This window comes from Pseudarthrobacter sp. 01T43, from assembly GCF_056398665.1.
In genome coordinates, this window is record NZ_JBFTPV010000008.1 from 76,353 (window position 1) to 96,971 (window position 20,619).

Sequence of the window (20,619 nt, forward strand, 5' to 3'; positions counted from 1 at the left end):
ACGCCGTCATGGATTCACGTCAACTCTAATGGTGTGGAAGCCGGTGGCTCCGTCCGGCGTAACCGGCCGGCGCTCCTCAGCCTGCGGCATACCGTTGAGGTCCGTGGCGCGGACCTGGACTTCGTACTGGCCAGCACTCAGGTTGATACCCACCTGCCACTGATACCACGTGTCCAGCGAAATCCCGGGCGCGAGGTCAGCCTGCTGCCACGGTCCGCGGTTGACGCGCAGCTCCACTTTGCCGATGCCGGTGTGCTGTGACCAGGCCACACCGCCGAACATGACTGTGCCGGCGCTGACGCGCCTTCCCGAGCGCGGGACATCGATCCGGGACTCGGTCTTGATGGGGCCTCGCTCGGACCAGCCACGCGGCGTCCAATAACCTTCGTCGTTGGCGAACTTTGTGACGCGAAGCTCCGTCAGCCACTTGGTGGCGGATACGTAGCCGTAGAGGCCCGGGACGATCATGCGCACCGGGAAGCCATGTTCGAGCGGCAGCGGCTCGCCGTTCATCCCTACCGCCAGCAGGGCGTCCCTGGGGTCGGTGAGGACCTCCAGCGGTGTGCCTGCGGTCCAGCCGTCGGAGCTTCGGGACAGCACCATGTCCGCACCGCCTTGCGGACGCGCCAGGGCGAGCAGTTCCCGTACCGGCCACCCAAGCCAGCGGGCGTTGCCGATCAGGTCGCCGCCCACTTCGTTGGACACGCAGGCAATGGTGATGTGCCGTTCGATGAGCGGCTTGGCCAGGAGGTCGGCCAGGTTCAGTTCGATCTCCTGGTCCACCATCCCCGTCACCCGGAGTGTCCAGGTATTAGGGTCCATGACCGGCACGATCAGGGCGGTGTCGATCCGGTAGAAATCCCCGTTCGGCGTGACCAGCGGCTGCATGCCGTCCAGGTCCACCTCGGCGCCCGCCGGAATCGCAGGGACCCCGGATACGGCTGCTGGCAGCTTCAACTTCTCCCGGGCGGTGCTGATGCCCGCGGCCGCGCCCCGCCAAATTCCGGCCACGATCCCGCCCAGAGCCGTCACCCCAACAGCGGTTGCGAGGACCTGCAGGAACGTGCGCCGCCCAGTATCAGGCATTCCGTTTGGGGCCGACTCAGCTGGCGTATCCTCTCGGAGCCTGCGGATCAGGAACCGCAACAGGAGACCGCCGGCCAAAGCTGCGAGCAGCGGCACCGGAACGGCGCCGAGAGTCAGCTGCGCCCGGCTCAGGACCGCAGCGAGCCCCACGAGCCCAAATACGGCAATCACAGCCTGGCCGGCGAAGCGTCTTCGCTGTTCCAGGATTCCGGCGAGACCCCCCACGGCTGCAATAACGACCAGCATGCCGGCTACGAATACGGCTTTGTCGGCCGTGCCGAACAGGCTGACGGCCCACTCCTTCACACCCGGCGGAAGAGCATCGATCAAGGCACCGCCGACGGCCGTCAGCGGTGACAGGGATGGACTCAGCAGCCCGGCGAGCAGCTCTCCGGCTACCACGGCCGCGACCGCGGAAACCATCCCCGACGCAGCGGCACGGCCGCGGCCCCCTCGAGCGGCATGCGGGCCACCCGGCCGCATTCCGTGGCTCGCGCCGTCGTCGGCCGTTTCCTCTGCGGGCTGGGACCTGTTCACACCTCCAGCATAGGTTCGCGTCAGCCCGGCGGCACCGGACTTTGCCGCTGTATCCGCAGGAGGTAGGTGGCTTGCCGGATGTTTTCTCCGATACTGCGCATCACCGGGCTTCTGCGCGTCACGGGCGCGATGTCCGGGGCAAACGTGGCGTAGCCTGAATCCATGAGCGTTCAGCTAGGCATGCCGCAACCCCGGGACGGTGCAGATCCCGCCCTGCCGCCTGCCCGGCCGGCGGACGCGCCGGCCGGGCTGGCCGACCGGTTTGGCCGCCGCGCCACCGACATGCGGCTCTCGCTGACGGACAAGTGCAATCTGCGTTGCACTTACTGCATGCCTGCCGAAGGGCTTGAGTGGCTCGCCAAGCAGGCCGTGATGACTGCGGACGAGATCGTGCGGATTGTCCGCATCGGCGTCGAACTGCTGGGTGTGCGGGAGCTTCGCCTGACGGGCGGGGAGCCCCTGGTAAGGGCAGACCTGGTGGACATCATCGCAGCGCTCCGCAGCAATCATCCCGACCTGCCGATCTCCATGACCACCAACGGTGTTGGGCTGGATAAAAAGGCCGCCGCGCTCAAGGCTGCGGGCCTCACCCGCATCAATGTTTCCCTGGATTCGCTGCACGAAGAGACATTCGCCAAGCTCACCCGCCGGCCGTTCCTGGACCGTGTGCTGGCCGGGGTCGACGCCGCGTGGGCGGCCGGGCTGGGCCCGGTCAAGCTCAATGCGGTGCTGATGCGGGGCATCAATGACGCTGAGTCGCCCGCCCTGCTCGCCTGGGCTTTGGACCGGGGTTACGAACTCCGGTTTATCGAGCAGATGCCCTTGGACGCCGACCACGGCTGGACCCGCCGGAACATGATTACGGCGGCCGAAATCCGTTCCCTGCTTTCTGTGGACTATGTCCTGAACCCGGACCCGCGCGCACGCGACGGCGCCCCTGCCGAGCGCTTTGAAGTACGACGGCGAATGGCTGGGTCTGTGGGTGCCTCCGGGCTTGCGCTGGGCGCTTCCGGGTCCGCGCAGGGCGCTGAAGGGCCGGTGCTGGGCGCTTCCGGGTCCGCGCAGGGCGCTGAAGGGCCGGTGCTGGGCGCTTCCGGGTCCGCGCAGGGCGCTGAAGGGCCGGTGCTGGGCACCGTGGGGATCATCGCCTCCGTCACTGAGCCGTTCTGCGCGGATTGCCGTCGCACGCGGATCACCGCCGAGGGCAAAATCATGAGTTGCCTGTTCTCGCGCGAGGAGTTTGATCTGCTGGGCCTTCTTCGCCGCGGGGCCAGCGATGACGCCTTGGCCGAACGCTGGCAGGACGCCATGTGGGTCAAGCCCAAGGCGCACGGCATGGACCACACGGGTCTCGGCGCGGCGGACTTCGTCCAGCCGGACCGCAGCATGAGCGCCATCGGAGGCTGAATTTCTTGAACGTACGATACTTCGCTGCCGCGCGCGCCGCCGCAGGTGTGGAAGAGGAACGCTTTGAACTCCCCGCCGGCGCCACCGTGGCGGACTTGCTGGAGGCTGTCCTGGCCGTGGACCGCGCCGCGGCGCCTGCTGGCACTCCTCCCCTGCAGCGCATCCTCTCGCGCAGCAGCTTCCTCCTCAACGAGGTCGCCGTTCGGGACCGCGCCACGGTGCTGAACCCGGACGATGTGGTTGATGTTTTGCCGCCCTTCGCCGGGGGGTAAGCGATTCTTCAGGTTATCCACATAGCCGCTTAGCTCCGCGGTTTTGTCGGACCCCTCTGTGATGCTTGAGGTATGGAACGCAGAGCAGCGGTGTCGGCGTCAGCAGGCGCGGTGTCGGCGGATGCCGGCCCAGCAACAGCCGTGCCAGTCGACCCGGCGTCAGCGGATGCGGCGTTTGAGGCCGTCGTAGCTAGTGTTGCCGAACTGACCGAACTCCGCCGTGGCCAGCGTGAGGATCCGGCCGGGCCGGATCCGCTGCGCCGGGGTGTGGACCGCTCCCTGGACCGCCTGGCCGTAATCTCCCGGCTCGAAGCAAGCACCGCCGCTTTGAAAGTTTTCACCACCACCGAATACATCGACGGCACCACGGCGTTAGCGCCACCGGCGGTGTCCCCGCAGGAGCACACAGCCCACGAAATGGCCGCGATCGCGGAGGTCGCCTGCGTCCTGACCGTCAGCGAGCCGAACGCTGCATCGCTTCTCTTCACCTCTCACCGGCTTACCACCGCTCTGCCTTTGACGCTGGCCGCCCTGCAGGCAGGAACCATTTCGTGGCAGCACGCCCGGATCATGGTGGACGAAACCCTGAACCTGAACCCCACCGGCGCGGCAGCCCTGGAAGCGCACTTCCTCGACCCGGACGCACCCAACCCGGCACGCGGGCCGGCCGGGGAGCTGACCCCTGGCCGATTCCGCGCCAAAGCCCGGACCTGGCGGGAGCGGCATCACCCGGACAGCATCGAACAACGCCATGTCCGGTCCGCCGTCGACCGGCGTCTCGAGTACTCCCCGGACCGGGACGGCATGGCCTGGGTTTCGGCCTACCTGCCAGCCGATCAGGCCGCCGGGATCTGGGACCGCACCACCACCGCCTCCCGGGCCATGCAAGGCCCCACCGAGTCCAGGACCCTCACCCAACTCAGGGCAGACAATGCCGCCGCCTGGCTCCTGGGCGGGCAAGCCGACCTCCTCCCGACACCGAAAGCCCAAGTCCTGGTCACGGTGCCCGTGTTCGCACTGATGGGCCTGACCGAGGAACCCGCCACCCTCGACGGGTACGGGCCTATCCCGCCATCCATGGCCCGCACCCTCGTCGCCGGCGGCGCGGACTCCTTCCGCAGGGTCCTGACCGACCCCAGGGACGGGGCACCGTTGGAGATCGGCCGGGAAAGTTACCGGATCCCCACCGCCATGCGCCAATGGCTGAGGATGCGGGACGGGAAGTGCCCGTTCCCGGGCTGCAGCAACCAGTCCCTGGACAACGAAGCCGACCACCTGCTCGCCTGGGCAAAGGGCGGAACCACGGGTATCAACAACCTCGGCCAGCCATGCCGCAAGCATCACCGGCTCAAACACAGCACACCCTGGAAACCCACCGCGGCGAGTCCCACCGAACCACCCGGCTGGACCTCACCCACCGGCCGCCACTACCGAAGCGAACACCCGGACTGGGAACCACCCCATTGGCCAGACGGAGTCAGTATCAACGGCCCTGATGCGGTCAGTGACAGTGACTCGGACAGTGATGCCCTCAGTGACGCTGACGCCATCAATGGCATCGAGGCGGATGATGCATGTCCGCCTAAGCGCCGTCCCCGGGTGCCTGAAGGATCACGGGCCTGACGGCTCACATTCCCTGACCGCGGCGGACAGTGAACGACTGGGGTCGTCGGTTGACAGGGTTCGTCGGATGACTGTGTTCCGCCGAATCGCACCACTGAAAAACTGAGATCTCAGTGGGGCTTGCCGCGTCCGGGGAGTCTGGCTCTGACTCTAGCGCGGGCTATGGTTTTGGCTCTGGCTCTGGAAAGGCCTGGCTTGCTGCCTGCAGATGTGGACGCAGCTCTTGACGCAGTGTTCACGCGCGGCGGCACTCGGCGGTCATGAACGGGACAAAGCTCTGGCCCTCGCCCAGGCGGAGCTCGGCGGAGTAGGTGAGTACGCCGTCGACAACCCGGAAGGTATGGCGGGCTGTCCCCCGGTCGCTATGGCGCTCCACGCGCAGGACACCGTCCACCCAAGTGCACCGGACCGGTGCTCCGGGGGGCAGGCCAGTGCTGTCGACGTAGTACCAGAGGACATCGTGGTGGTCGGGGTCCACAGTGAACACTCCATGGCCGTCGAAATGAGTGCCATTTGCTTCAGTGTGCCGGTAGCTCTGAACGACAGCGAATCCTCCCGCCGCTCGGGTGAAGCTGATTTCCGCCACTGCCGAGCGTCCAGGGCCCCACGCTGAGGGTGCAAGACGCGTGGTCCCGTGCCAATGCCCTAAGAAGTCTTCCAACACGGCGTGCACAGTGCCCGACTGGGGTGCATTCATGGCTTCATTATCGCCGGACGGCCAGGTCGTCAACAGAGTAGTCCGGGACAAGGAGATCCCAGGCTCGATGACCCGGGACGGGGAGACCCAGCCCCCCGGAGACGCACGTCAGAGGCCGAACGTCTCAGTCTCCTCGAACGGGCCCACCACCGTGACGGTCCGTGGCGCGGCGGCCAGCTCCCGGGCAAGGTCCTGGACCTCCTGTACGGTGACCGACTTGATGAGCCGCAACGTTTCGTCGATGTCCTGGTATTCGCCGGAGACGAGCTCGGCCCGGCCCAGGCGTGACATCCTGGACCCGGTGTCCTCAAGAGCCAGGACGATGCCGCCGCAGAGCTGCCCCACGGCCTTGCGGAGTTCGTCGTCGGAGATCCCGCCTTCGGCGAGCTTGTCCAGCTCCCGTCCGAGCAGGTCCAGCACCTGGCGTACTTTGGACGGTGTGCACCCGGCGTACATCCCGAAGTAGCCTGCATCGGCGTAGGAAGAAGCAAATGAGTAGGTGGAGTACACGAGGCCACGCTTCTCGCGGATCTCCTGGAACAGCCGCGAGGACATCCCGCCGCCCAGGACGGCGTTGAGAACACTCATGACATAGCGGCGATCATCCGTGGCCACGATGGTGGGACAGCCCATGATGATGTTGGCCTGCTCCACTGCACGCTTGACCACGTGCAGGCCGGCAGTGCCAGCGATCTCGGCACGCGCGGTGGAGCGGCGATCAACAGGGGCGGCGTCGGACTCCAGTGACCAACCGGCGGAGTGGAGGGCATCCACCACAAGGCTGCAGACGACGTCGTGCTCCAGGCCCCCAGCGGCGGTGATAACCAGCTCGTCGGGGCGGTAGTAGCGCCGGTAGTGATCCCAGACGGATTCCCGGGCGACCGCTCGGATGGCGGCCGGCGTGCCGCCGATGGGGCGGCCCAGTGGGTGCGTGCCCAGCACGGCCGCAACAAAGTTTTCGTGCGCCACGTCGGTGGGGTCGTCACTGTCCATGGCGATTTCTTCCAGGATGACGTCGCGCTCCTGCTCCATTTCGGCCGGGTCCAGGACGGCACCCGTGATCATGTCCGCAATGACGTCAATGGCCATGGGCAGATCCGTGTCCAGGACCCGCGCGAAGTAGCAGGTGCTCTCCTTGGCCGTAGCGGCGTTGGACTCCCCGCCCACTTCATCGAAGGCCGAGGCGATTTCGAGGGCTGTACGGCGTTTGGTTCCCTTGAACAGGAGGTGCTCCAGGAAGTGCGTGGAGCCGTGCTGGCCCGGGGCCTCATCGCGTGAACCGACCCCTACCCAGAATCCGATGGTTGCCGAGCGCTGCCCCGGCATCGCTTCAGTGAGCACCCGCACGCCACCGGGCAGCACAGAACGCCGGACAACGGAGCCGCCGTCGGAGCCGTGGACCAGGGTGTCGCCGGGCTGGTTCTGCTCAAGCGGCAGGGGTACAACAGTCAATTGAAGCCTTTCAGGAGTGGCAGCCGGATCTGGCTGCCATCGTAACAGCGGCGGGGGGGGGGGGGGGAAAGCGACAGCTTGCCACGGTCATCGATCTTGGTGATTTCCACCTGGATCTTCTGGCCGACGGAAACCACGTCATCAACGTTGTCCACACGCTTGCCGTTGGCCAGCTTGCGCAGCTCGGAGATGTGCAGCAGGCCGTCCTTGCCCGGGGTCAGGGAAATGAAGGCACCGAAGGTGGTGGTCTTGACGACCGTACCCAGGTAACGCTCGCCGATTTCCGGAATCTGCGGGTTGGCAATGGCGTTGATGGCGGAGCGTGCTGCGTCTGCAGACGGACCGTTGGTGGCGCCAATGTAGACCGTGCCGTCATCCTCGATGGAGATGTCAGCGCCGGTGTCTTCCTGGATCTGGTTGATCATCTTGCCCTTGGGCCCAATGACCTCGCCGATCTTGTCAACCGGGATCTTGACCGCGATGACGCGCGGCGCGAACTCGGAGAGCTCGTCCGGGGTGTCGATCGCGGAGTTGATGACGTCCAGGATGTGCAGGCGGGCTTCGCGGGCCTGCTTCAGTGCTGCAGCCAGCACCGAGGCGGGGATGCCGTCGAGCTTGGTGTCCAGCTGGATGGCCGTGACGAACTCGGACGTACCGGCAACCTTGAAGTCCATGTCGCCGAAAGCATCTTCGGCGCCCAGGATGTCCGTCAGGGCTGCGTAGCGGGTCTGGCCGTCAACCTGGTCGGAGACCAGGCCCATGGCGATACCTGCGACAGCTGCCTTCAGCGGCACACCAGCGTTCAGCAGGGAGAGCGTGGAGGCGCAGACGGAACCCATCGACGTCGAACCGTTGGAGCTGAGAGCCTCAGACACCTGGCGGATGGCGTACGGGAATTCCTCGCGGGACGGCAGCACCGGCACGAGTGCCCGCTCTGCCAGGGCACCGTGGCCGATTTCGCGGCGCTTGGGCGAGCCCACGCGGCCGGTTTCACCGGTGGAGTACGGCGGGAAGTTGTAGTTGTGCATGTAGCGCTTGCGCGTGACGGGTGACAGCGAGTCGATCTGCTGTTCCATCTTGAGCATGTTCAGCGTGGTGACGCCCATGATCTGGGTTTCGCCGCGCTCGAAGATAGCCGAACCGTGTACGCGGGGCAGAACCTCAACCTCGGCGGTGAGCTGGCGGATGTCCGTCAGGCCGCGGCCGTCGATGCGGATCTGGTCCTTGAGGATGCGCTGGCGCACAACCTGCTTGGTGACAGAGCGGAATGCTGCGGACAGCTCCTTCTCGCGGCCTTCGAACTGGCCGGCCAGGGAAGAAGTGACTTCGTCCTTGAGCGAATCCGTGGCAACGTCGCGGTCCTGCTTGTCAGCAATCTGGAAGACCGCGGCCAGCTTCTCAGCGGCAGCGGACTCAACAGCTGCGTAAACATCGTCCTGGTAGTCCAGGAAGACCGGGAACTCAACGGTGGGCTTGGCGGCACGTGCAGCCAGGTCAGCCTGCGCCTCGCAGAGTGCCTTGATGAACGGCTTGGCAGCCTCGAGGCCCTCGGAAACAACCTCTTCGGTGGGGGCGGTGGCGCCCTGTTCCTTGATGAGGTTCCAGGAGTTGTCGGTGGCTTCGGCTTCAACCATCATGATGGCGACGTCGTCACCGGCAACACGGCCGGCTACAACCATGTTGAACACGGAGTTCTCAAGCTGGGAGTGCTTGGGGAAAGCAACCCACTGCGAACCGTGCTCGTCGGCGACGAGGGCAACGCGGACGCCGCCGATCGGGCCGGAGAACGGAAGGCCGGAGAGCTGGGTGGACATGGAGGAGGCGTTGATGGCCACCACGTCGTACAGCTCGTCAGGGTTGATGGCCAGGACGGTCACCACAATCTGAACTTCGTTGCGCAGGCCCTTGACGAAGGCCGGACGCAGCGGGCGGTCCATGAGGCGGCAAGCCAGGATGGCTTCGGTGGACGGGCGGCCTTCACGGCGGAAGAACGAACCCGGGATGCGGCCGGCGGCGTACATGCGCTCTTCRACGTCRACSGTCAGCGGGAAGAAGTCGAAGCCTTCRCGCGGGKRCTTGCCTGCGGTGGTKGCGGAMAGCAGCGCGGTGTCTTCGTCGATGTACACCATGGCTGCGCCGGCTGCCTGCTTGGCAAGACGGCCGGTTTCAAAGCGGATTACACGCTTGCCAAAGCGGCCATTGTCAATGACTGCTTCTGAGAACTGGATTTCGGGACCCTCCAAGAGAGTCACCTCCGTTTCTTGATTAACGGAGCCCAGCCGCATCAACCCAGGCCAGCATCTGTCTACTGGCCTGCACTGCACCCGGTCATCGATCGAGACCCACGGGCCGGGGCTTCCATCGTGGAAGCCGTTCCCGGGGATCACTACCGAGGACCGCGAATGCGTGATGCGGTTGATCCTCCTGTTTAATTTTTCTTCTGAAGAAGGCGGCCCGATCCACAAGGGAAAGGGCCGCCCCTTAAGCCTGACTAGCGGCGCAGGCCGAGACGCTCAATGAGCGCGCGGTAGCGGGTGATGTCAGTGTTCTTGAGGTAGGTCAGCATGCGCTTGCGACGACCAACCATGGCCAGCAGACCGCGCTGGGTGTGGTAATCGTGCTTGTGCTCCTTCATGTGCTCAGTCAGATCCTTGATCCGCTGGGTCAGGACTGCAACCTGGACCTCCGGCGAACCGGTGTCGCCTTCAGACGTTGCGAAATCCTTGATGATGGACTGCTTTACAGCGGCGTCAAGTGCCACAATAACTCCTAGAGATGTGCCGTGAGGCCCGAATCAGTAATTCACTGCCGGGTCTGCCCGCGCAGAAATTCCCTGATTTCCAGGGGCTTTCCACGCATGGCAGGAACCAGCCGCCACGGACTGCAGCCAGATCCAACGTTCAGTTTACCGGCAGCGCCGCGAACTTGTCGAAACAGCCGCTCCGCCGCACTAAAGCGAGGACACTGCGAGCGGGCAGTTACCGCTGCAAGAGGTCCCGGATTGCGGCCATTCCCCGGTGCACCTCGGCGAAGCTGGTGCTCAGCGGTGACAGTCCGATCCGGATACCCTGCGGCGCGCGGAAGTCCGGGATGACATCCTGCTCCCACAGCGCCGCGGTCACGTTCCGGAATGCCGGATGGTCCAGGGTGATGTGGCTCCCCCTGCGTTCGGGGTCACGAGGTGATGCCAATTCCACCCCCAGCGGTTCAAGCCAGGCCTCGAACAGGTCCACTGCGTAAGCGGTCAGCGCCAGGGATTTCTGTCGGATGGCCGCCATGCCGGTCTCCTCGATGAGGTCCAGGGTCCCACGCATGGCCAGCATCCCGAAGATGGCCGGCGTGCCGCTGAGGAAACTCCGGATGCCGGACGCCGGTTCATAGCCCGCGGCCATCTCGAACGCGTCTTTGCGCCCCATCCAGCCCCAGATCGGCTGCCGGAGGCCGGGAAGGTGGCGGGCGTTGACGTAGGCGAAGGCGGGCGAACCCGGTCCCCCGTTGAGGTACTTATAGGTACAGCCCGCGGCAAAATCCACTTCTGCGCCGTCAAGGTCCAGCTCCACGGAACCGGCGGAATGGCACAGGTCCCAGACCACCAGCGCCCCCGCGTTGTGCACAACTTCGGTGATGGTCGGCAGATCGGCCAGGAACCCCGAGCGGTACGCCACCTGGCTTAGAAGTACGACGGCGGTGGCGGGTCCGGTTGCGTCCCGCACCTGCGCGGGTGTCACCCCCGTTGCGGGATCGGCTTCGATCCACGTGAGGGTCAGGCCTTCCTCCCGGGCGATTCCCTCTACGAGGTACCGGTCGGTGGGGAAGTTGTCGGTGTCGAGGACAATCTCTGTCCGGGCAGGATCAGCAACGGCGGCCAGGGCCGCCCGGATCAGTTTGTACAGGACCACCGTGGTGGAGTCGGCGATGATGGTCTGGCCCGGGGCAGCGCCGAGGACGGCACGGCCCAGCTGGTCGCCGATGGCCTGCGGCAGGTCCAGCCATTGCTCATCCCAGCCGCGGATCAGCCGCCCGCCCCAGCCATCCTGGATGAAGGCACTGATGTCGGCCACGGTTCTTTTCAGCGGCCGGCCCAGGGAGTTGCCATCGAGGTAGGACAGGTCCGTCTCCGTGCCGATGAAATGATCGCGGCAGCGCGCCAACGGGTCCACGGCGTCAAGGTGCGCTGCCCGCACCAGGAGGGCGGCGTCGTCGTGATTTTCCATCCGCGCATCGGTGGTGCTGCTCATTGGCCGATCTCCGTCCGTACCGCGAAAAGTTCCGGGAAGAAGGTGAGTTCAAGGGCTTTCTGCAGGAACGCGGCACCGCTGGATCCGCCGGTTCCTGATTTCATGCCGATGGTCCGCTGCACGGTGCGCAGGTGCCGGAACCGCCACAACTGGAAGTTGTCTTCAAGGTCGACAAGTTCCTCGCATGCCTCGTAGGCGCCCCAGTTGCCTGCGGCGTCTTCATAGATGTGTTTGAACAATGGCACCAGCTCCGGGCAGAACTCGTGGGCGCGGGTGACGTCCCGTTCCAGGACGGTTTGCGGCACATCATAGCCCTGCCGGGCAAGGTACGAGAGGAACTCATCGTAGATGCTGGGGGCAGTAAGCACCTCCGTCAGCATGGCGTGGGCGGCCGGATCTGATTCGAACACCGGCAGCATCTTGCGGTTCTTGTTGCCGAGGACAAATTCCACCGCACGGTACTGGCTGGACTGGAAGCCCGAGGAGCTGCCCAAGAAGCCGCGGAATTGGGAGTACTCCGTGGGCGTCAGCGTGGCCAGGACTGACCATTGTTCGGTGAGTGTCTTCTGGATGTGCTTGACGCGGGCGATGCCCTTGAGCGCGGAGCCAAGGTCGTCGGCGCGCAGCCGGGCGGCCGCGCTGCGGAGCTCGTGCAGTACCAGCTTCAGCCACAGCTCGGTGGTCTGGTGCTGGATAATGAACAGCATTTCGTCGTGGTGTTCAGGCTGGCTGACCGGCTGCTGGGCACTGAGGAGAGTGGGCAGTTGGAGGTAAGCCGCGTAGCTCATCCGGGAACTGAAGTCACGGACTATTCCCTTGTCCAGCTTGCGGGTGTTCTTCTCAACAGTCATTACTCTGCCTTTCTCCTTCACGACGGCCGCCTTCGGTTAGCGGTGGGCCGGTCAGCGCTGCGCCAGGAGATCGTGGGCCTGGACGACGTCCAGCCGCATCTGGTCAACGAGGGCCTCAGGCCCACGGTAAGCCACCATGCCGCGGAGCCGCGCCATGAATTCCACGACTACTGTCTGCCCGTACAGATCGAAGTCCTCCACGTCTTCATGCGGGCGGTCGATCACGTGGGCTTCGACCTGGCGGCTGACGCCATCGAACGTGGGATTCGAACCCACCGAGATGGCCGCCGGCCAGCGCTTGCCGGCCTGGTCAACGAGCCAACCCGCGTAAATTCCATCTGCCGGCACAAACCCGCTGGCCTCGTGGGCGAGGTTTGCAGTGGGGAACCCGAGGGCCCGGCCGCGGGCAGCACCGTGCACCACTTCGCCACGCATGCGGTGAGGACGGCCCAGCACTTCTGCCGCCGTGGCGACGTCGCCCTCCTGCAGGGCTTCCCGCACCCAGGTGGAGGAACAGCGGCGGTCAGTGTCCGCGTCGTTATGCAGCGGGTAGCCTTCGGAGCCGAACTCGCTGATGACCTGAACGTCGAAGTTGAACTTCTCGCCCAGCTGCTTCATGGTGTCAAGGTCGCCGGAGTTGCCCCGGCCGAACCGGGCGTCGTGGCCAATGACGACGTGACTTGCGTGGAGGCTGTCCACCAGGACCTGGCCCACAAATTCCTCGGCAGTCAAACTGGCGAGGTTCAGCGAGTACTTCATGACCAGGACACCGTCCAGGCCCAACTCCGCCAGGGCCACCAGTTTGTCCTCCAGGCCCATGATCATCTCGGGCGCGGTCTCCGGCCGGTGGATGAGGGCCGGATGCGGATCGAAGGTCACCGCAACGGCTTTGGTCCCGTTGAGGCGGGCTGACCGGATGAGCTCGGAGAGCACCTGCTGGTGGCCTCGATGGACGCCGTCGAAGTTGCCGAAAGTGACAACGGAGGGACCAAAGTCCGCCGGGACCTCGGACGGATCGTTCCAGATGTAGACCATCACCCTCGCCTTTTACTGCCTGCACTGACATCTATCCGAACGCGCCGGCGCCGGAACTCTCTAAGATTACCCGCATTAAGCATGCCCTCCTGACGCGGCCCGGTGGCAGGCGGGCATGCTTGAAATCACGCGGCCATCCCCGAGTACACGCGGCTTTCCCCCTAGTAGCGGGCCGGGAGCCGGGACTACGATTCAAGGGCAATCCTCCTACGGCACCCGCACGTGCCGTGAAAACCATGTCCGCGAACCGCTGCGGCGCTGAAGGAGTACCTCATGACCGAGATTCACGACCTCCTCAACCAGATCGACGTCAACCAAGTGGCGTCACTGCTGGGTACCGACCCGGCCTCGGCGCAGTCCGCCGTGGAAGCGGCCCTGCCCACCCTGCTGGCGGGTATGCACACCAACGCCCAGGCTCCTGACGGCGCCGCGTCGCTTCAATCGGCTCTCGGACAGCACCAGGACGGCCTGCTCGACGGCGGGGTGGATGTGAGCCAAGTTGACACGGCCGACGGCGAGAAAATTGTTGGTCACGTGTTTGGCGGCCAACAGGACCAGGTGGCCGCGCAACTGGCCGGTAATGCGGGGCTGGGTGGCGTGGGCGGCGACCTCATCCGCAAGGCCTTGCCCATCCTGGCTCCCATCGTGATGTCCTACCTTGCCAGGAAGATCTTCGGGCAGGGCGGTGAGGGCAGCGGCCAGGCAGGAGTTGGTGCTGGCCGAGTTGGTGCCGGCGGAGTGGGAGAAGGACAGCAGGGCGGCATCGACATTGGCGGCATTCTGGGCGGAATCCTTGGAGCTGGCGCTGGTGCAGGCGCAGGAGCAAATGCTGGACCCGGGCAGCAGGGTTCTGTGTTGGACAGCATCCTGGGTGGCCTTGGCGATAAGTCCGGCGGGCTGGGCGGCCTGCTTGGCGGCCTTTTCGGTAAGAAGTAGCTGCTTTTCGACCCGGTGGAGTGGCTAGTCCCCTGCGCCTGACAGTCGCTTGCCGGGCCGACGACGGTAAAGCCAGACCAGCCCGAGGATGGGGAGCAGCAACGGAATGAACGCGTAACCGCGGCCGAAAAGCGACCAGACCGTTTCGTGCGGGAAGGCCACCGGATCGACGACACTCAGCGCGCCCACCACAAGAACTCCGACAAGCTCCACCAGCACGGCGGCCAGCGACACTTTGAACCAGGTACTGCCTGCCTTGGCCAGGGAAACGGTGGCCACGAGGTACACCACGGCGGCGAACGCTGAAAGCAGATACGCCAGCGGGGCGTCGGAAAACTTGGTCAGGATCTGGTAGCCGGCCCGGGCGGTGGCCGAGATGGCAAACACCGCATAGACGGCGATCAGAAGCCGGCCCGGCCCGGTATTGCGGGTGCTGCGGGTTTCGGTGCTGCGAATGTCTGCGCCGGGTGAGTTGGCGTGGCCTGTTTCGGCGCTGGGTGAGTCGGTGCTGTTGGTGTCCTTGGCGGAGGCCGATCCGTGGTCCGGAGTCACTTCGGGATGAGGGGCATTCACGTTGCGGGCTTCTTCCATGTCAGTACCAGATCTGGTTCATTCGGGCGGCCATCACCAGCGCGGTGACACCGACGGCGGCCAGGACAAAGTTGCTCCACCGGGTCCGTTCGAGGATTGCCCAGTAAACGGCGGCCGGCGGCAGGAGCATTGCCGTGGCCAGGTAGCCCCAGAACTCCCAGGCCTCCCCGGCGATCGGTTCGCCTGCGATCACCCTCACGATGGAACCCACCAAATAGACCACGAGTGCCAGTTCCACGGCCGCGACCGAAAGGATGGTGATGTCATTGGGTGCTTTCTTGAGAAGGCCGGCCACCAGGCAGATTCCGGTCGAGAGCAGGCCCACCACAAGGATGATGTAGAAAAAGGCATCCATTCCTAGGCGTCCCCGCCGGCAACGTTTGCGGACGAAGCGTTGCCGGGCGCGAACACAAGCACCGGCTTGGCGAAGTTGCCCGCATCGGCCAGCAGCGCCACGAGGCTCCCATCAGGCGCAAAGGCCGCCGCAGGGTGTTCAATGGTGGCAGCCCCGGGACTTTCCGCGGGTGCCCCTGCCGCGATCCGGCGGCCGAAGGAGATCTCGGTAGTTTCCTCGGCAGTAAGTTCGCGGTTGGGCATGAGTGCCCGCGCAGCCTGGGACATCTCCAGGACAGTAAGTTCCTCGGCCAACTGCTCAAGGCTGCGCGCCTGGTCCAGTGAGTAGGGCCCAACATGGGTCCGGCGGAGAGCCGTGAGGTGGCCGCCGACTCCCAGTCCGTCGCCGAGGTCACGGGCGAGCGCCCGAATGTACGTGCCGGAGGAGCACTCCACCGTGACGTCGATGTCTATGACGTCACCGCCCCGCTCCCGCCGGATGCCATGGATATCGAAGCGGTGGATAGTGACCGGGCGCGCCGCGAGCTTCACTTCTTCGCCGGACCGGACCCGGGCGTAGGCGCGTTCACCGTTGACTTTAATAGCGCTCACGCTGCTGGGCACCTGCTGGATGGCGCCCGTGAGGGCTGTGACGCCGTCGTGAATGGCTTCGTCGCGCACGACGGCGGCACTCACGGCAGCAACAACGTCACCTTCGGCGTCGTCTGTGATGGTGGACTCGCCCAGGCGGATGGTGGCCGTATAGGTCTTGGAGGTGCCCACGATATAGGTGAGCAGGCGCGTGGCCTTGTTGATCCCCACTACCAACACGCCCGTAGCCATGGGGTCCAGGGTGCCGGCATGGCCAACTTTCCGGGTTCCGGCAATGCGCCGCATCCGACCAACCACATCATGGCTGGTCCATCCCTGCGGTTTGTCCACTATCACCAGTCCAGAAAGCACGCTCCCCAGTATATCGGCGCCGGCACCGGTCCCGGCCCAGCTGATGCGGTCCCGGCCCAGCTGATGCGGTCCCCGCCCAGCCGATGCGGCGCCTGCCCGGACGATGCGACTCCCGTCCAGGTGATGGCGCCGCCCACATCACGCGACTCCCGCCCACGTGATGGCGCGCCGGTTAGAATGGCAGGCATGCCTGAGCTTGCCGCGCACGCCCGCGACGTCCCCGTCAACCAGATCCGCGAAATCACCGAAGCTGCCTGGCGGACACCCGGTGCAATAGTGCTCAGCATCGGCGAACCTGGCTTCCCGATCCCCCGCCATGTCCTGGAGGCCGGCATGGCCTGCCTGGACCGGGACGAGACCAACTACACGCCCAACGGCGGGATCCCGGCCCTGCGCGATGCTTTTGCGGAAAGGTTCAGCGAGCGGGCAGGCCTGGACGGTGACAGGATCGGCCCGGAGCGCGCCTACGTGGTGGACGGCGCCCAGCAGGGCCTGCACTTCGCCATGAGCCTCCTCCTCTCCCCCGGCGATGAGGTGCTGATCCCCAATCCCGGCTACCCCACGTTCGCCATGACCGCCGGGCTTCTGAGCGCCGTCCCGGTAGGCTACCCGCAGTATCCGGACCATGACTTCCAGCCCCGGATCGAGGACCTGGAGGCGCTCATCACCGACAGGACGCGCGTCCTGATCCTGAACTCGCCGTCGAACCCGCTCGGGGCCGTCCTGGGTGAGGAGCTGACCCGGCAACTCGTGGAATTGGCCCGCAGGCATGATCTGTGGATCATCTCGGACGAGTGCTACGAGGCGTTCACCTACGACGTTCCGCATGTCAGCCCGGCACGTTTCGACAGCGATGTCCCCGGCCAGGCACGCGTCTTCACCTCACTGACCCTGTCGAAGACGTACGGACTGACGGGCCTCAGAATCGGCGCGCTGATATGTCCACCTGGACTGGAGCGGACCATGAACAACGTGATGGAAGCGATCGTCTCCTGCATTGCCTCGCCGTCGCAGTATGCAGCTTTGGCGGCCCTGACCGGCCCTCAGGAGTACGTTATCGACGCCCACGCGCACTACCGGGCCAACAGGGACGCTGCCTCCGCGGTGCTGGCGGCCAAAGGCATTCGCTACTTGAGTGCGCAGGGTGCGTTTTATCTGTGGGCCGACGTCTCCCATGCCAGTGGCGGCGACGTCCGCGCCTGGACACACAGGTTCCTGGCTGAGTCCGGCGTGGCACTGGCGCCGGGCACAGCCTTCGGCTCCATCGGCGAGGGCTGGGTGCGGATCGCGCTGTGCGGCAACCGGCCGCAGCTCGTTGAAGGCCTCGGCCGGTTGCCGGAACAAAAATAGCACATCGTGGTTAAGACAGCGTCCTCAGGACGGCGCGGGGTGAGACAGGGCAGCGTGGTTAGGACATGACGGCGCGCGGCTAAGAATGGCCGGCCAGTGCCGAGTCGAGCCAGGAGCGTAAGGCCGCAGCCGGCGCTGCCCCTGCCTGTTTAGCCAGCACCTTGCCCCCAGCCATAACCATCAACGTGGGAATGGCCTGGACGTCGAACCGGCTGGAGAGCCGCGGCGCCCGGTCAACATCGACTTTGACCAGCTTGATGCCGCCGGCCCGCTCGGTGGCCAGCTTATCCAGGACGGGGCTCACCCTCCGGCAGGGTCCACACCACGCGGCCCAGAAGTCAACGAGCACCGGAACCGGGGACTGCTCCGCGACGACAGCGAAGTCGTCGTCCCCCGCCGCTGTGATCCATGGGAGTCCCTGCTTGCAGTTTCCGCAACGTGGTCGTCCGGACGCAGCTGCGGGTACCCGGTTGGTCTTGCCGCAGCTCGGACAGTTGATCAGTGCAGGTTCCACGGGTACCTCCGGACTTAGTATGCGGTGCGTTGCGCATTGGCGCGCCACGCCTCAAACGGGGCGTCCGACGTCGGAATCGCCTCGTGCGCCACGGGCATCAGTTCCGGCCTGGTGCCTTCGAAATAGTCGTAGAACACGGCGTCGTCGAAACCTGCGGCCGCTGCGCCGTGGCGGTCCGCCGCGAAATAGACGCGGTTGATCCGTGCCCAGAGCGCGGCAGACAGGCACAGCGGGCATGGCTCACAACTGGTGTAAAGCACTGCGCCGCTGAGATCGAAGTTTGCTGTGGCTGCGGCTGCCGTCCGGATGGCAACCACTTCAGCATGGGCGGTGGGATCATTGTCGCGCGTGACCCGGTTGACGCCCTCATGGACGCCGCCGTCCGGGGTGACCACCAGCGCGCCGAAAGGACCGCCCCCATCGTTGACGTTCCGGATGGCCAGCTGAATGGCCTGTTGCAGGTATCGGGTGGCATCGTGGTTTTCGCTCGCCTGGGTCATAGCTAGATCCTAGCCATGACCGGACGCTTCGCAGGCAAAATAGGGGGCACCGGAACGGGAAATCCAGTCGACGGTGCCGCGCCGGAGGACTATTCTTGCGCCCGGGCGTTGTACAAGTCCATATCAACTTTGGTCTCATTGCCCGCAGCCCCGCCTGCGGGGTGGCGCACCTCAATCCGTGTCGGGTGTTTGCTGAGCAGCAGGGCTGCTTCAGAACGGCTGGGGTCGCAGGAAACAAGACCAACCGCCGGCCGCGCCAGCGAAGGACAGCGCCCTGGGCCCACAACCAGGAACATCCAGTGGAACGCCACCAGCGCCGAGGCCAGCACCTCGCCGGGCCCTCAGCCCGCAAATCCGCCCAAGCCGTATAGGTTATCCGCCCAGGCAGATCGGTGGATCAAGGCTTAGTGCGGGAAGAAACCGACGTGTCCGTAGAAGACGGTGATGCTGAGGAACAGCCACATCATTCCTGCGATGAACAACGACACGGCGAAGACCCTGGCCACCAGGCGATGCTCAGGTGCGAACGGGGCCGTGATGGCGGCCACGCCAGTGATGATGTAGGCGAACGCCATGTAGAGCGCTTCCAGAATGGAGCCTGCCAGCATCCCAGCGATGGGTTCCACCTCGGGTGGATGCCACATCCCGAACTCGAGTCCGGCGACGGCGATCATGATGAGCCCGATACCGCCGAAGGCACCCGCGTACAGGAACGGCCGGACGGTGGCCACGAGCTCGAGCTGCACCCCGCGGCCGACGGCGTTTCTCTCCGCACGCATCAACGCTATGGCCCCGAAGAACACCAGAAAGCCATAGAACATGGCGGGTTCACCGAAGGTGAGGTTGTCGACCGCGCAGCAAGGAACTCCGGGAACGGGAATCTGTTTCAGTGGCCACGTGAGGGTCATGTGAGTTCCGGTGACGGCCAAAAACAACCCGAGGGCTGCAAACATCCAGGCCCATCCGTCGATCGTTTTGCGACCAGGTTGCTGGACCATGCGCAGAAAGACGAGCACCAAGAGCATGATGGCACCTGCGACCATCGCCATGGTCGTGTTGTAGGTGATGCCCTGATCAAGCATGGACTACCCCCGCTCTGCCAGAAGTGCCTGCCGAATGACCATCAGGCCAGCGCAGGCCGCAAACGTGGCGGACAGGATCAATGCGCCCATGTCGCTACTGATGGCTGCCCAGAGAATCGCCGACAGGACAACACCGACCACCAGGATCGCAAAGACAGCCTTGACCAATATCGCTCCCCACCGGCGAGTTTGCACGTCGTTGACTTCAATCGGGAGCCCGGTGAACCCATCATATTGGGACATATAGATGTCGTACCACGCGTAGGGCATGGAGCGAAAGGGCAATTGGGCACGTTCTCCTGTCCGGGTTGGTTGGGGGTACCTCAGCTTGGGCCGCCATGGGCCCTGATACCGTACCCACTCGGTTTGTAGGTGGTGCCGTCGCGGAGCATGGCCTGGACATGGGTTTGCCTTCGGTGCGTTTCCCGGGTGAGGACGGCGACGATCAGCTCCCCGACGTGCTGCGCGGGAACGATGGTGTGCTGGGATTTCGCGGCCCCGACTGTTGATGTGGCGACGGCAGCGGGAGGAGCGGGCGCCGTGCTTCTGCAGACAAGGGAAGGCCCGGTCCGCAGCAGCTGCGGACCGGGCCTTCCATGCGTGAGATTACTTGTTGCCGTCTTCGTCGAGGTCTTCGGCGTCGGTGAGGTCAAGGTCCTCTTCGTCGAAGTCGTCCTCGTCGATCTCCACATCCGCGGGAATATCGCTCTTGTAGGGATCGGCGTCGCCGGCGTGCTTGGCGTTCTCGGCGAGGGCGGCCACTTCGGCGTCGCGCTTCTTGGCCTCCCGAAGGAGTTCCTCAAGATTGGAGGCGACCACAGGGATCTGGTCGGCCACGAATTCCAAGGTGGGGGTCAGGCGGACAGTAACGTTCCTGCCCACTTCCTGGCGGAGCACACCCTTGGCCTTCTCCAGCCCCTTGGCGGCATCCAGCTGGACAGCCTGGTCACCGAAAACGGTGTAGTAGATCGTGGCATGCTGCAGATCATTGGTCACGCGGGCATCAGTAACTGTAATGCCCTCCAGCCGGGGATCCTTAACCTTCCGGCCAAGAGCCTCCGCAATAACAACCTTGATCCGCTGCGCCAACTTGGCAGCCCGTGCGGGATCAGCCATTTCCACTCCTAAAAATTTGGGATGTACGACGGCGCC

At 65.1% G+C, this 20,619-nt stretch carries 20 protein-coding genes and 1 pseudogene; 5 read left to right on the forward strand and 16 right to left on the reverse strand.

All coding sequences use genetic code 11. The annotated features are described in order from the left end of the window. Positions 1–6: 6 nt before the first annotated feature. Positions 7–1,569: a molybdopterin-dependent oxidoreductase gene (locus AC1DIM_RS09920; protein ID WP_477710423.1), complete on the reverse strand. Its 1,563-nt coding sequence runs from the start codon at positions 1,567–1,569 to the stop codon at positions 7–9. Between the two features lie 216 nt (positions 1,570–1,785). Between AC1DIM_RS09920 and moaA the strand changes: the two genes are divergently transcribed. From moaA to AC1DIM_RS09935, 3 genes are all read left to right on the forward strand, one after another. Continuing rightward, positions 1,786–3,030, forward strand: a complete 1,245-nt coding sequence (gene moaA / locus AC1DIM_RS09925) for a GTP 3',8-cyclase MoaA (protein ID WP_477710312.1) — start codon at positions 1,786–1,788, stop codon at positions 3,028–3,030. 5 nt (positions 3,031–3,035) lie between these two features. Next, the gene (locus AC1DIM_RS09930; RefSeq protein WP_477710313.1) at positions 3,036–3,302 is read left to right on the forward strand and encodes a MoaD/ThiS family protein; all 267 of its coding nucleotides are present in this window, start codon (positions 3,036–3,038) and stop codon (positions 3,300–3,302) included. Between the two features lie 72 nt (positions 3,303–3,374). Further along, complete coding sequence (locus AC1DIM_RS09935) at positions 3,375–4,925, forward strand: HNH endonuclease signature motif containing protein (protein WP_477710314.1); 1,551 nt, start codon at positions 3,375–3,377, stop codon at positions 4,923–4,925. 235 nt (positions 4,926–5,160) lie between these two features. Here the strand turns inward: AC1DIM_RS09935 and AC1DIM_RS09940 are convergent, their stop codons facing one another. From AC1DIM_RS09940 to AC1DIM_RS09970, 7 genes and pseudogenes are all read right to left on the reverse strand, one after another. Continuing rightward, positions 5,161–5,622 carry a DUF1579 domain-containing protein gene (locus AC1DIM_RS09940; protein WP_477710315.1) on the reverse strand — a complete coding sequence of 154 codons (462 nt, stop codon included), beginning with the start codon at positions 5,620–5,622 and terminating at the stop codon, positions 5,161–5,163. 108 nt (positions 5,623–5,730) lie between these two features. Then, a complete protein-coding gene (locus AC1DIM_RS09945; protein ID WP_477710316.1) occupies positions 5,731–7,074 on the reverse strand; it encodes a M16 family metallopeptidase in 1,344 nt (447 codons plus the stop codon). Between the two features lie 62 nt (positions 7,075–7,136). Continuing rightward, positions 7,137–9,317, reverse strand: a pseudogene (locus AC1DIM_RS09950) (polyribonucleotide nucleotidyltransferase); the annotation flags it as partial. A 248-nt stretch (positions 9,318–9,565) separates the two neighbouring features. Further along, a complete protein-coding gene (gene rpsO / locus AC1DIM_RS09955) occupies positions 9,566–9,835 on the reverse strand; it encodes a 30S ribosomal protein S15 (RefSeq protein WP_477710317.1) in 270 nt (89 codons plus the stop codon). Positions 9,836–10,052: 217 nt separating this feature from the next. Next, complete coding sequence (kynU, locus tag AC1DIM_RS09960) at positions 10,053–11,312, reverse strand: kynureninase (protein ID WP_477710318.1); 1,260 nt, start codon at positions 11,310–11,312, stop codon at positions 10,053–10,055. After that, entirely contained in the window at positions 11,309–12,163 is an 855-nt protein-coding gene (gene kynA / locus AC1DIM_RS09965; RefSeq protein ID WP_477710319.1) for a tryptophan 2,3-dioxygenase, read from the reverse strand. The genes kynU and kynA overlap by 4 nt, the downstream gene beginning before the upstream one ends. 51 nt (positions 12,164–12,214) lie before the next feature. Beyond that, entirely contained in the window at positions 12,215–13,198 is a 984-nt protein-coding gene (locus AC1DIM_RS09970; protein WP_477710320.1) for a bifunctional riboflavin kinase/FAD synthetase, read from the reverse strand. Between the two features lie 273 nt (positions 13,199–13,471). Between AC1DIM_RS09970 and AC1DIM_RS09975 the strand changes: the two genes are divergently transcribed. Further along, complete coding sequence (locus AC1DIM_RS09975) at positions 13,472–14,134, forward strand: DUF937 domain-containing protein (protein WP_477710321.1); 663 nt, start codon at positions 13,472–13,474, stop codon at positions 14,132–14,134. Between the two features lie 24 nt (positions 14,135–14,158). Here AC1DIM_RS09975 and AC1DIM_RS09980 read toward each other — a convergent pair whose 3' ends face one another. The 3 genes from AC1DIM_RS09980 to truB are packed head-to-tail and all read right to left on the reverse strand — an operon-like array spanning position 14,159 to position 16,021. Beyond that, positions 14,159–14,725 (reverse strand): hypothetical protein, encoded by a 567-nt coding sequence (locus tag AC1DIM_RS09980; RefSeq protein ID WP_477710322.1) that lies wholly within the window; start codon positions 14,723–14,725, stop codon positions 14,159–14,161. Between the two features lies 1 nt (position 14,726). Continuing rightward, entirely contained in the window at positions 14,727–15,080 is a 354-nt protein-coding gene (locus AC1DIM_RS09985) for a hypothetical protein (protein ID WP_477710323.1), read from the reverse strand. A 2-nt stretch (positions 15,081–15,082) separates the two neighbouring features. Next, positions 15,083–16,021, reverse strand: a complete 939-nt coding sequence (gene truB / locus AC1DIM_RS09990; protein ID WP_477710324.1) for a tRNA pseudouridine(55) synthase TruB — start codon at positions 16,019–16,021, stop codon at positions 15,083–15,085. A gap of 186 nt (positions 16,022–16,207) precedes the next feature. Between truB and AC1DIM_RS09995 the strand changes: the two genes are divergently transcribed. Beyond that, positions 16,208–17,371, forward strand: a complete 1,164-nt coding sequence (locus AC1DIM_RS09995; RefSeq protein WP_477710325.1) for a pyridoxal phosphate-dependent aminotransferase — start codon at positions 16,208–16,210, stop codon at positions 17,369–17,371. Between the two features lie 79 nt (positions 17,372–17,450). Here the strand turns inward: AC1DIM_RS09995 and trxA are convergent, their stop codons facing one another. The 5 genes from trxA to rbfA all read right to left on the reverse strand — a co-directional run bounded on the left by trxA (position 17,451) and on the right by rbfA (position 20,583). Further along, entirely contained in the window at positions 17,451–17,885 is a 435-nt protein-coding gene (gene trxA / locus AC1DIM_RS10000; RefSeq protein WP_477710326.1) for a thioredoxin, read from the reverse strand. A gap of 14 nt (positions 17,886–17,899) precedes the next feature. Beyond that, positions 17,900–18,385 carry a nucleoside deaminase gene (locus AC1DIM_RS10005; RefSeq protein ID WP_477710327.1) on the reverse strand — a complete coding sequence of 162 codons (486 nt, stop codon included), beginning with the start codon at positions 18,383–18,385 and terminating at the stop codon, positions 17,900–17,902. A 404-nt stretch (positions 18,386–18,789) separates the two neighbouring features. Then, entirely contained in the window at positions 18,790–19,467 is a 678-nt protein-coding gene (locus AC1DIM_RS10010) for a DUF981 family protein (protein ID WP_477710328.1), read from the reverse strand. Positions 19,468–19,470: 3 nt separating this feature from the next. Next, positions 19,471–19,752, reverse strand: coding sequence for a hypothetical protein (locus tag AC1DIM_RS10015; protein ID WP_477710329.1), 282 nt, complete (start codon positions 19,750–19,752; stop codon positions 19,471–19,473). Positions 19,753–20,073: 321 nt separating this feature from the next. Further along, on the reverse strand, positions 20,074–20,583 hold the full coding sequence (gene rbfA, locus AC1DIM_RS10020) for a 30S ribosome-binding factor RbfA (RefSeq protein WP_477710330.1): 510 nt from the start codon (positions 20,581–20,583) through the stop codon (positions 20,074–20,076). Positions 20,584–20,619 lie beyond the last annotated feature (36 nt).

Coding starts and splice junctions, on each gene's coding strand:
- AC1DIM_RS09920 (WP_477710423.1), bottom strand. CDS start 1,569: ATGCGGCCGGGTGGCCCGCATGCCGCTCGAGGGGGCCGCGGCCGTGCC.
- moaA (WP_477710312.1), top strand. CDS start 1,786: ATGAGCGTTCAGCTAGGCATGCCGCAACCCCGGGACGGTGCAGATCCC.
- AC1DIM_RS09935 (WP_477710314.1), top strand. CDS start 3,375: ATGGAACGCAGAGCAGCGGTGTCGGCGTCAGCAGGCGCGGTGTCGGCG.
- AC1DIM_RS09940 (WP_477710315.1), bottom strand. CDS start 5,622: ATGAATGCACCCCAGTCGGGCACTGTGCACGCCGTGTTGGAAGACTTC.
- kynU (WP_477710318.1), bottom strand. CDS start 11,312: ATGAGCAGCACCACCGATGCGCGGATGGAAAATCACGACGACGCCGCC.
- kynA (WP_477710319.1), bottom strand. CDS start 12,163: ATGACTGTTGAGAAGAACACCCGCAAGCTGGACAAGGGAATAGTCCGT.
- AC1DIM_RS09970 (WP_477710320.1), bottom strand. CDS start 13,198: ATGGTCTACATCTGGAACGATCCGTCCGAGGTCCCGGCGGACTTTGGT.
- AC1DIM_RS09975 (WP_477710321.1), top strand. CDS start 13,472: ATGACCGAGATTCACGACCTCCTCAACCAGATCGACGTCAACCAAGTG.
- AC1DIM_RS09980 (WP_477710322.1), bottom strand. CDS start 14,725: ATGGAAGAAGCCCGCAACGTGAATGCCCCTCATCCCGAAGTGACTCCG.
- AC1DIM_RS09985 (WP_477710323.1), bottom strand. CDS start 15,080: ATGGATGCCTTTTTCTACATCATCCTTGTGGTGGGCCTGCTCTCGACC.
- AC1DIM_RS09995 (WP_477710325.1), top strand. CDS start 16,208: ATGCCTGAGCTTGCCGCGCACGCCCGCGACGTCCCCGTCAACCAGATC.
- AC1DIM_RS10005 (WP_477710327.1), bottom strand. CDS start 18,385: ATGACCCAGGCGAGCGAAAACCACGATGCCACCCGATACCTGCAACAG.
- AC1DIM_RS10010 (WP_477710328.1), bottom strand. CDS start 19,467: ATGCTTGATCAGGGCATCACCTACAACACGACCATGGCGATGGTCGCA.
- rbfA (WP_477710330.1), bottom strand. CDS start 20,583: ATGGCTGATCCCGCACGGGCTGCCAAGTTGGCGCAGCGGATCAAGGTT.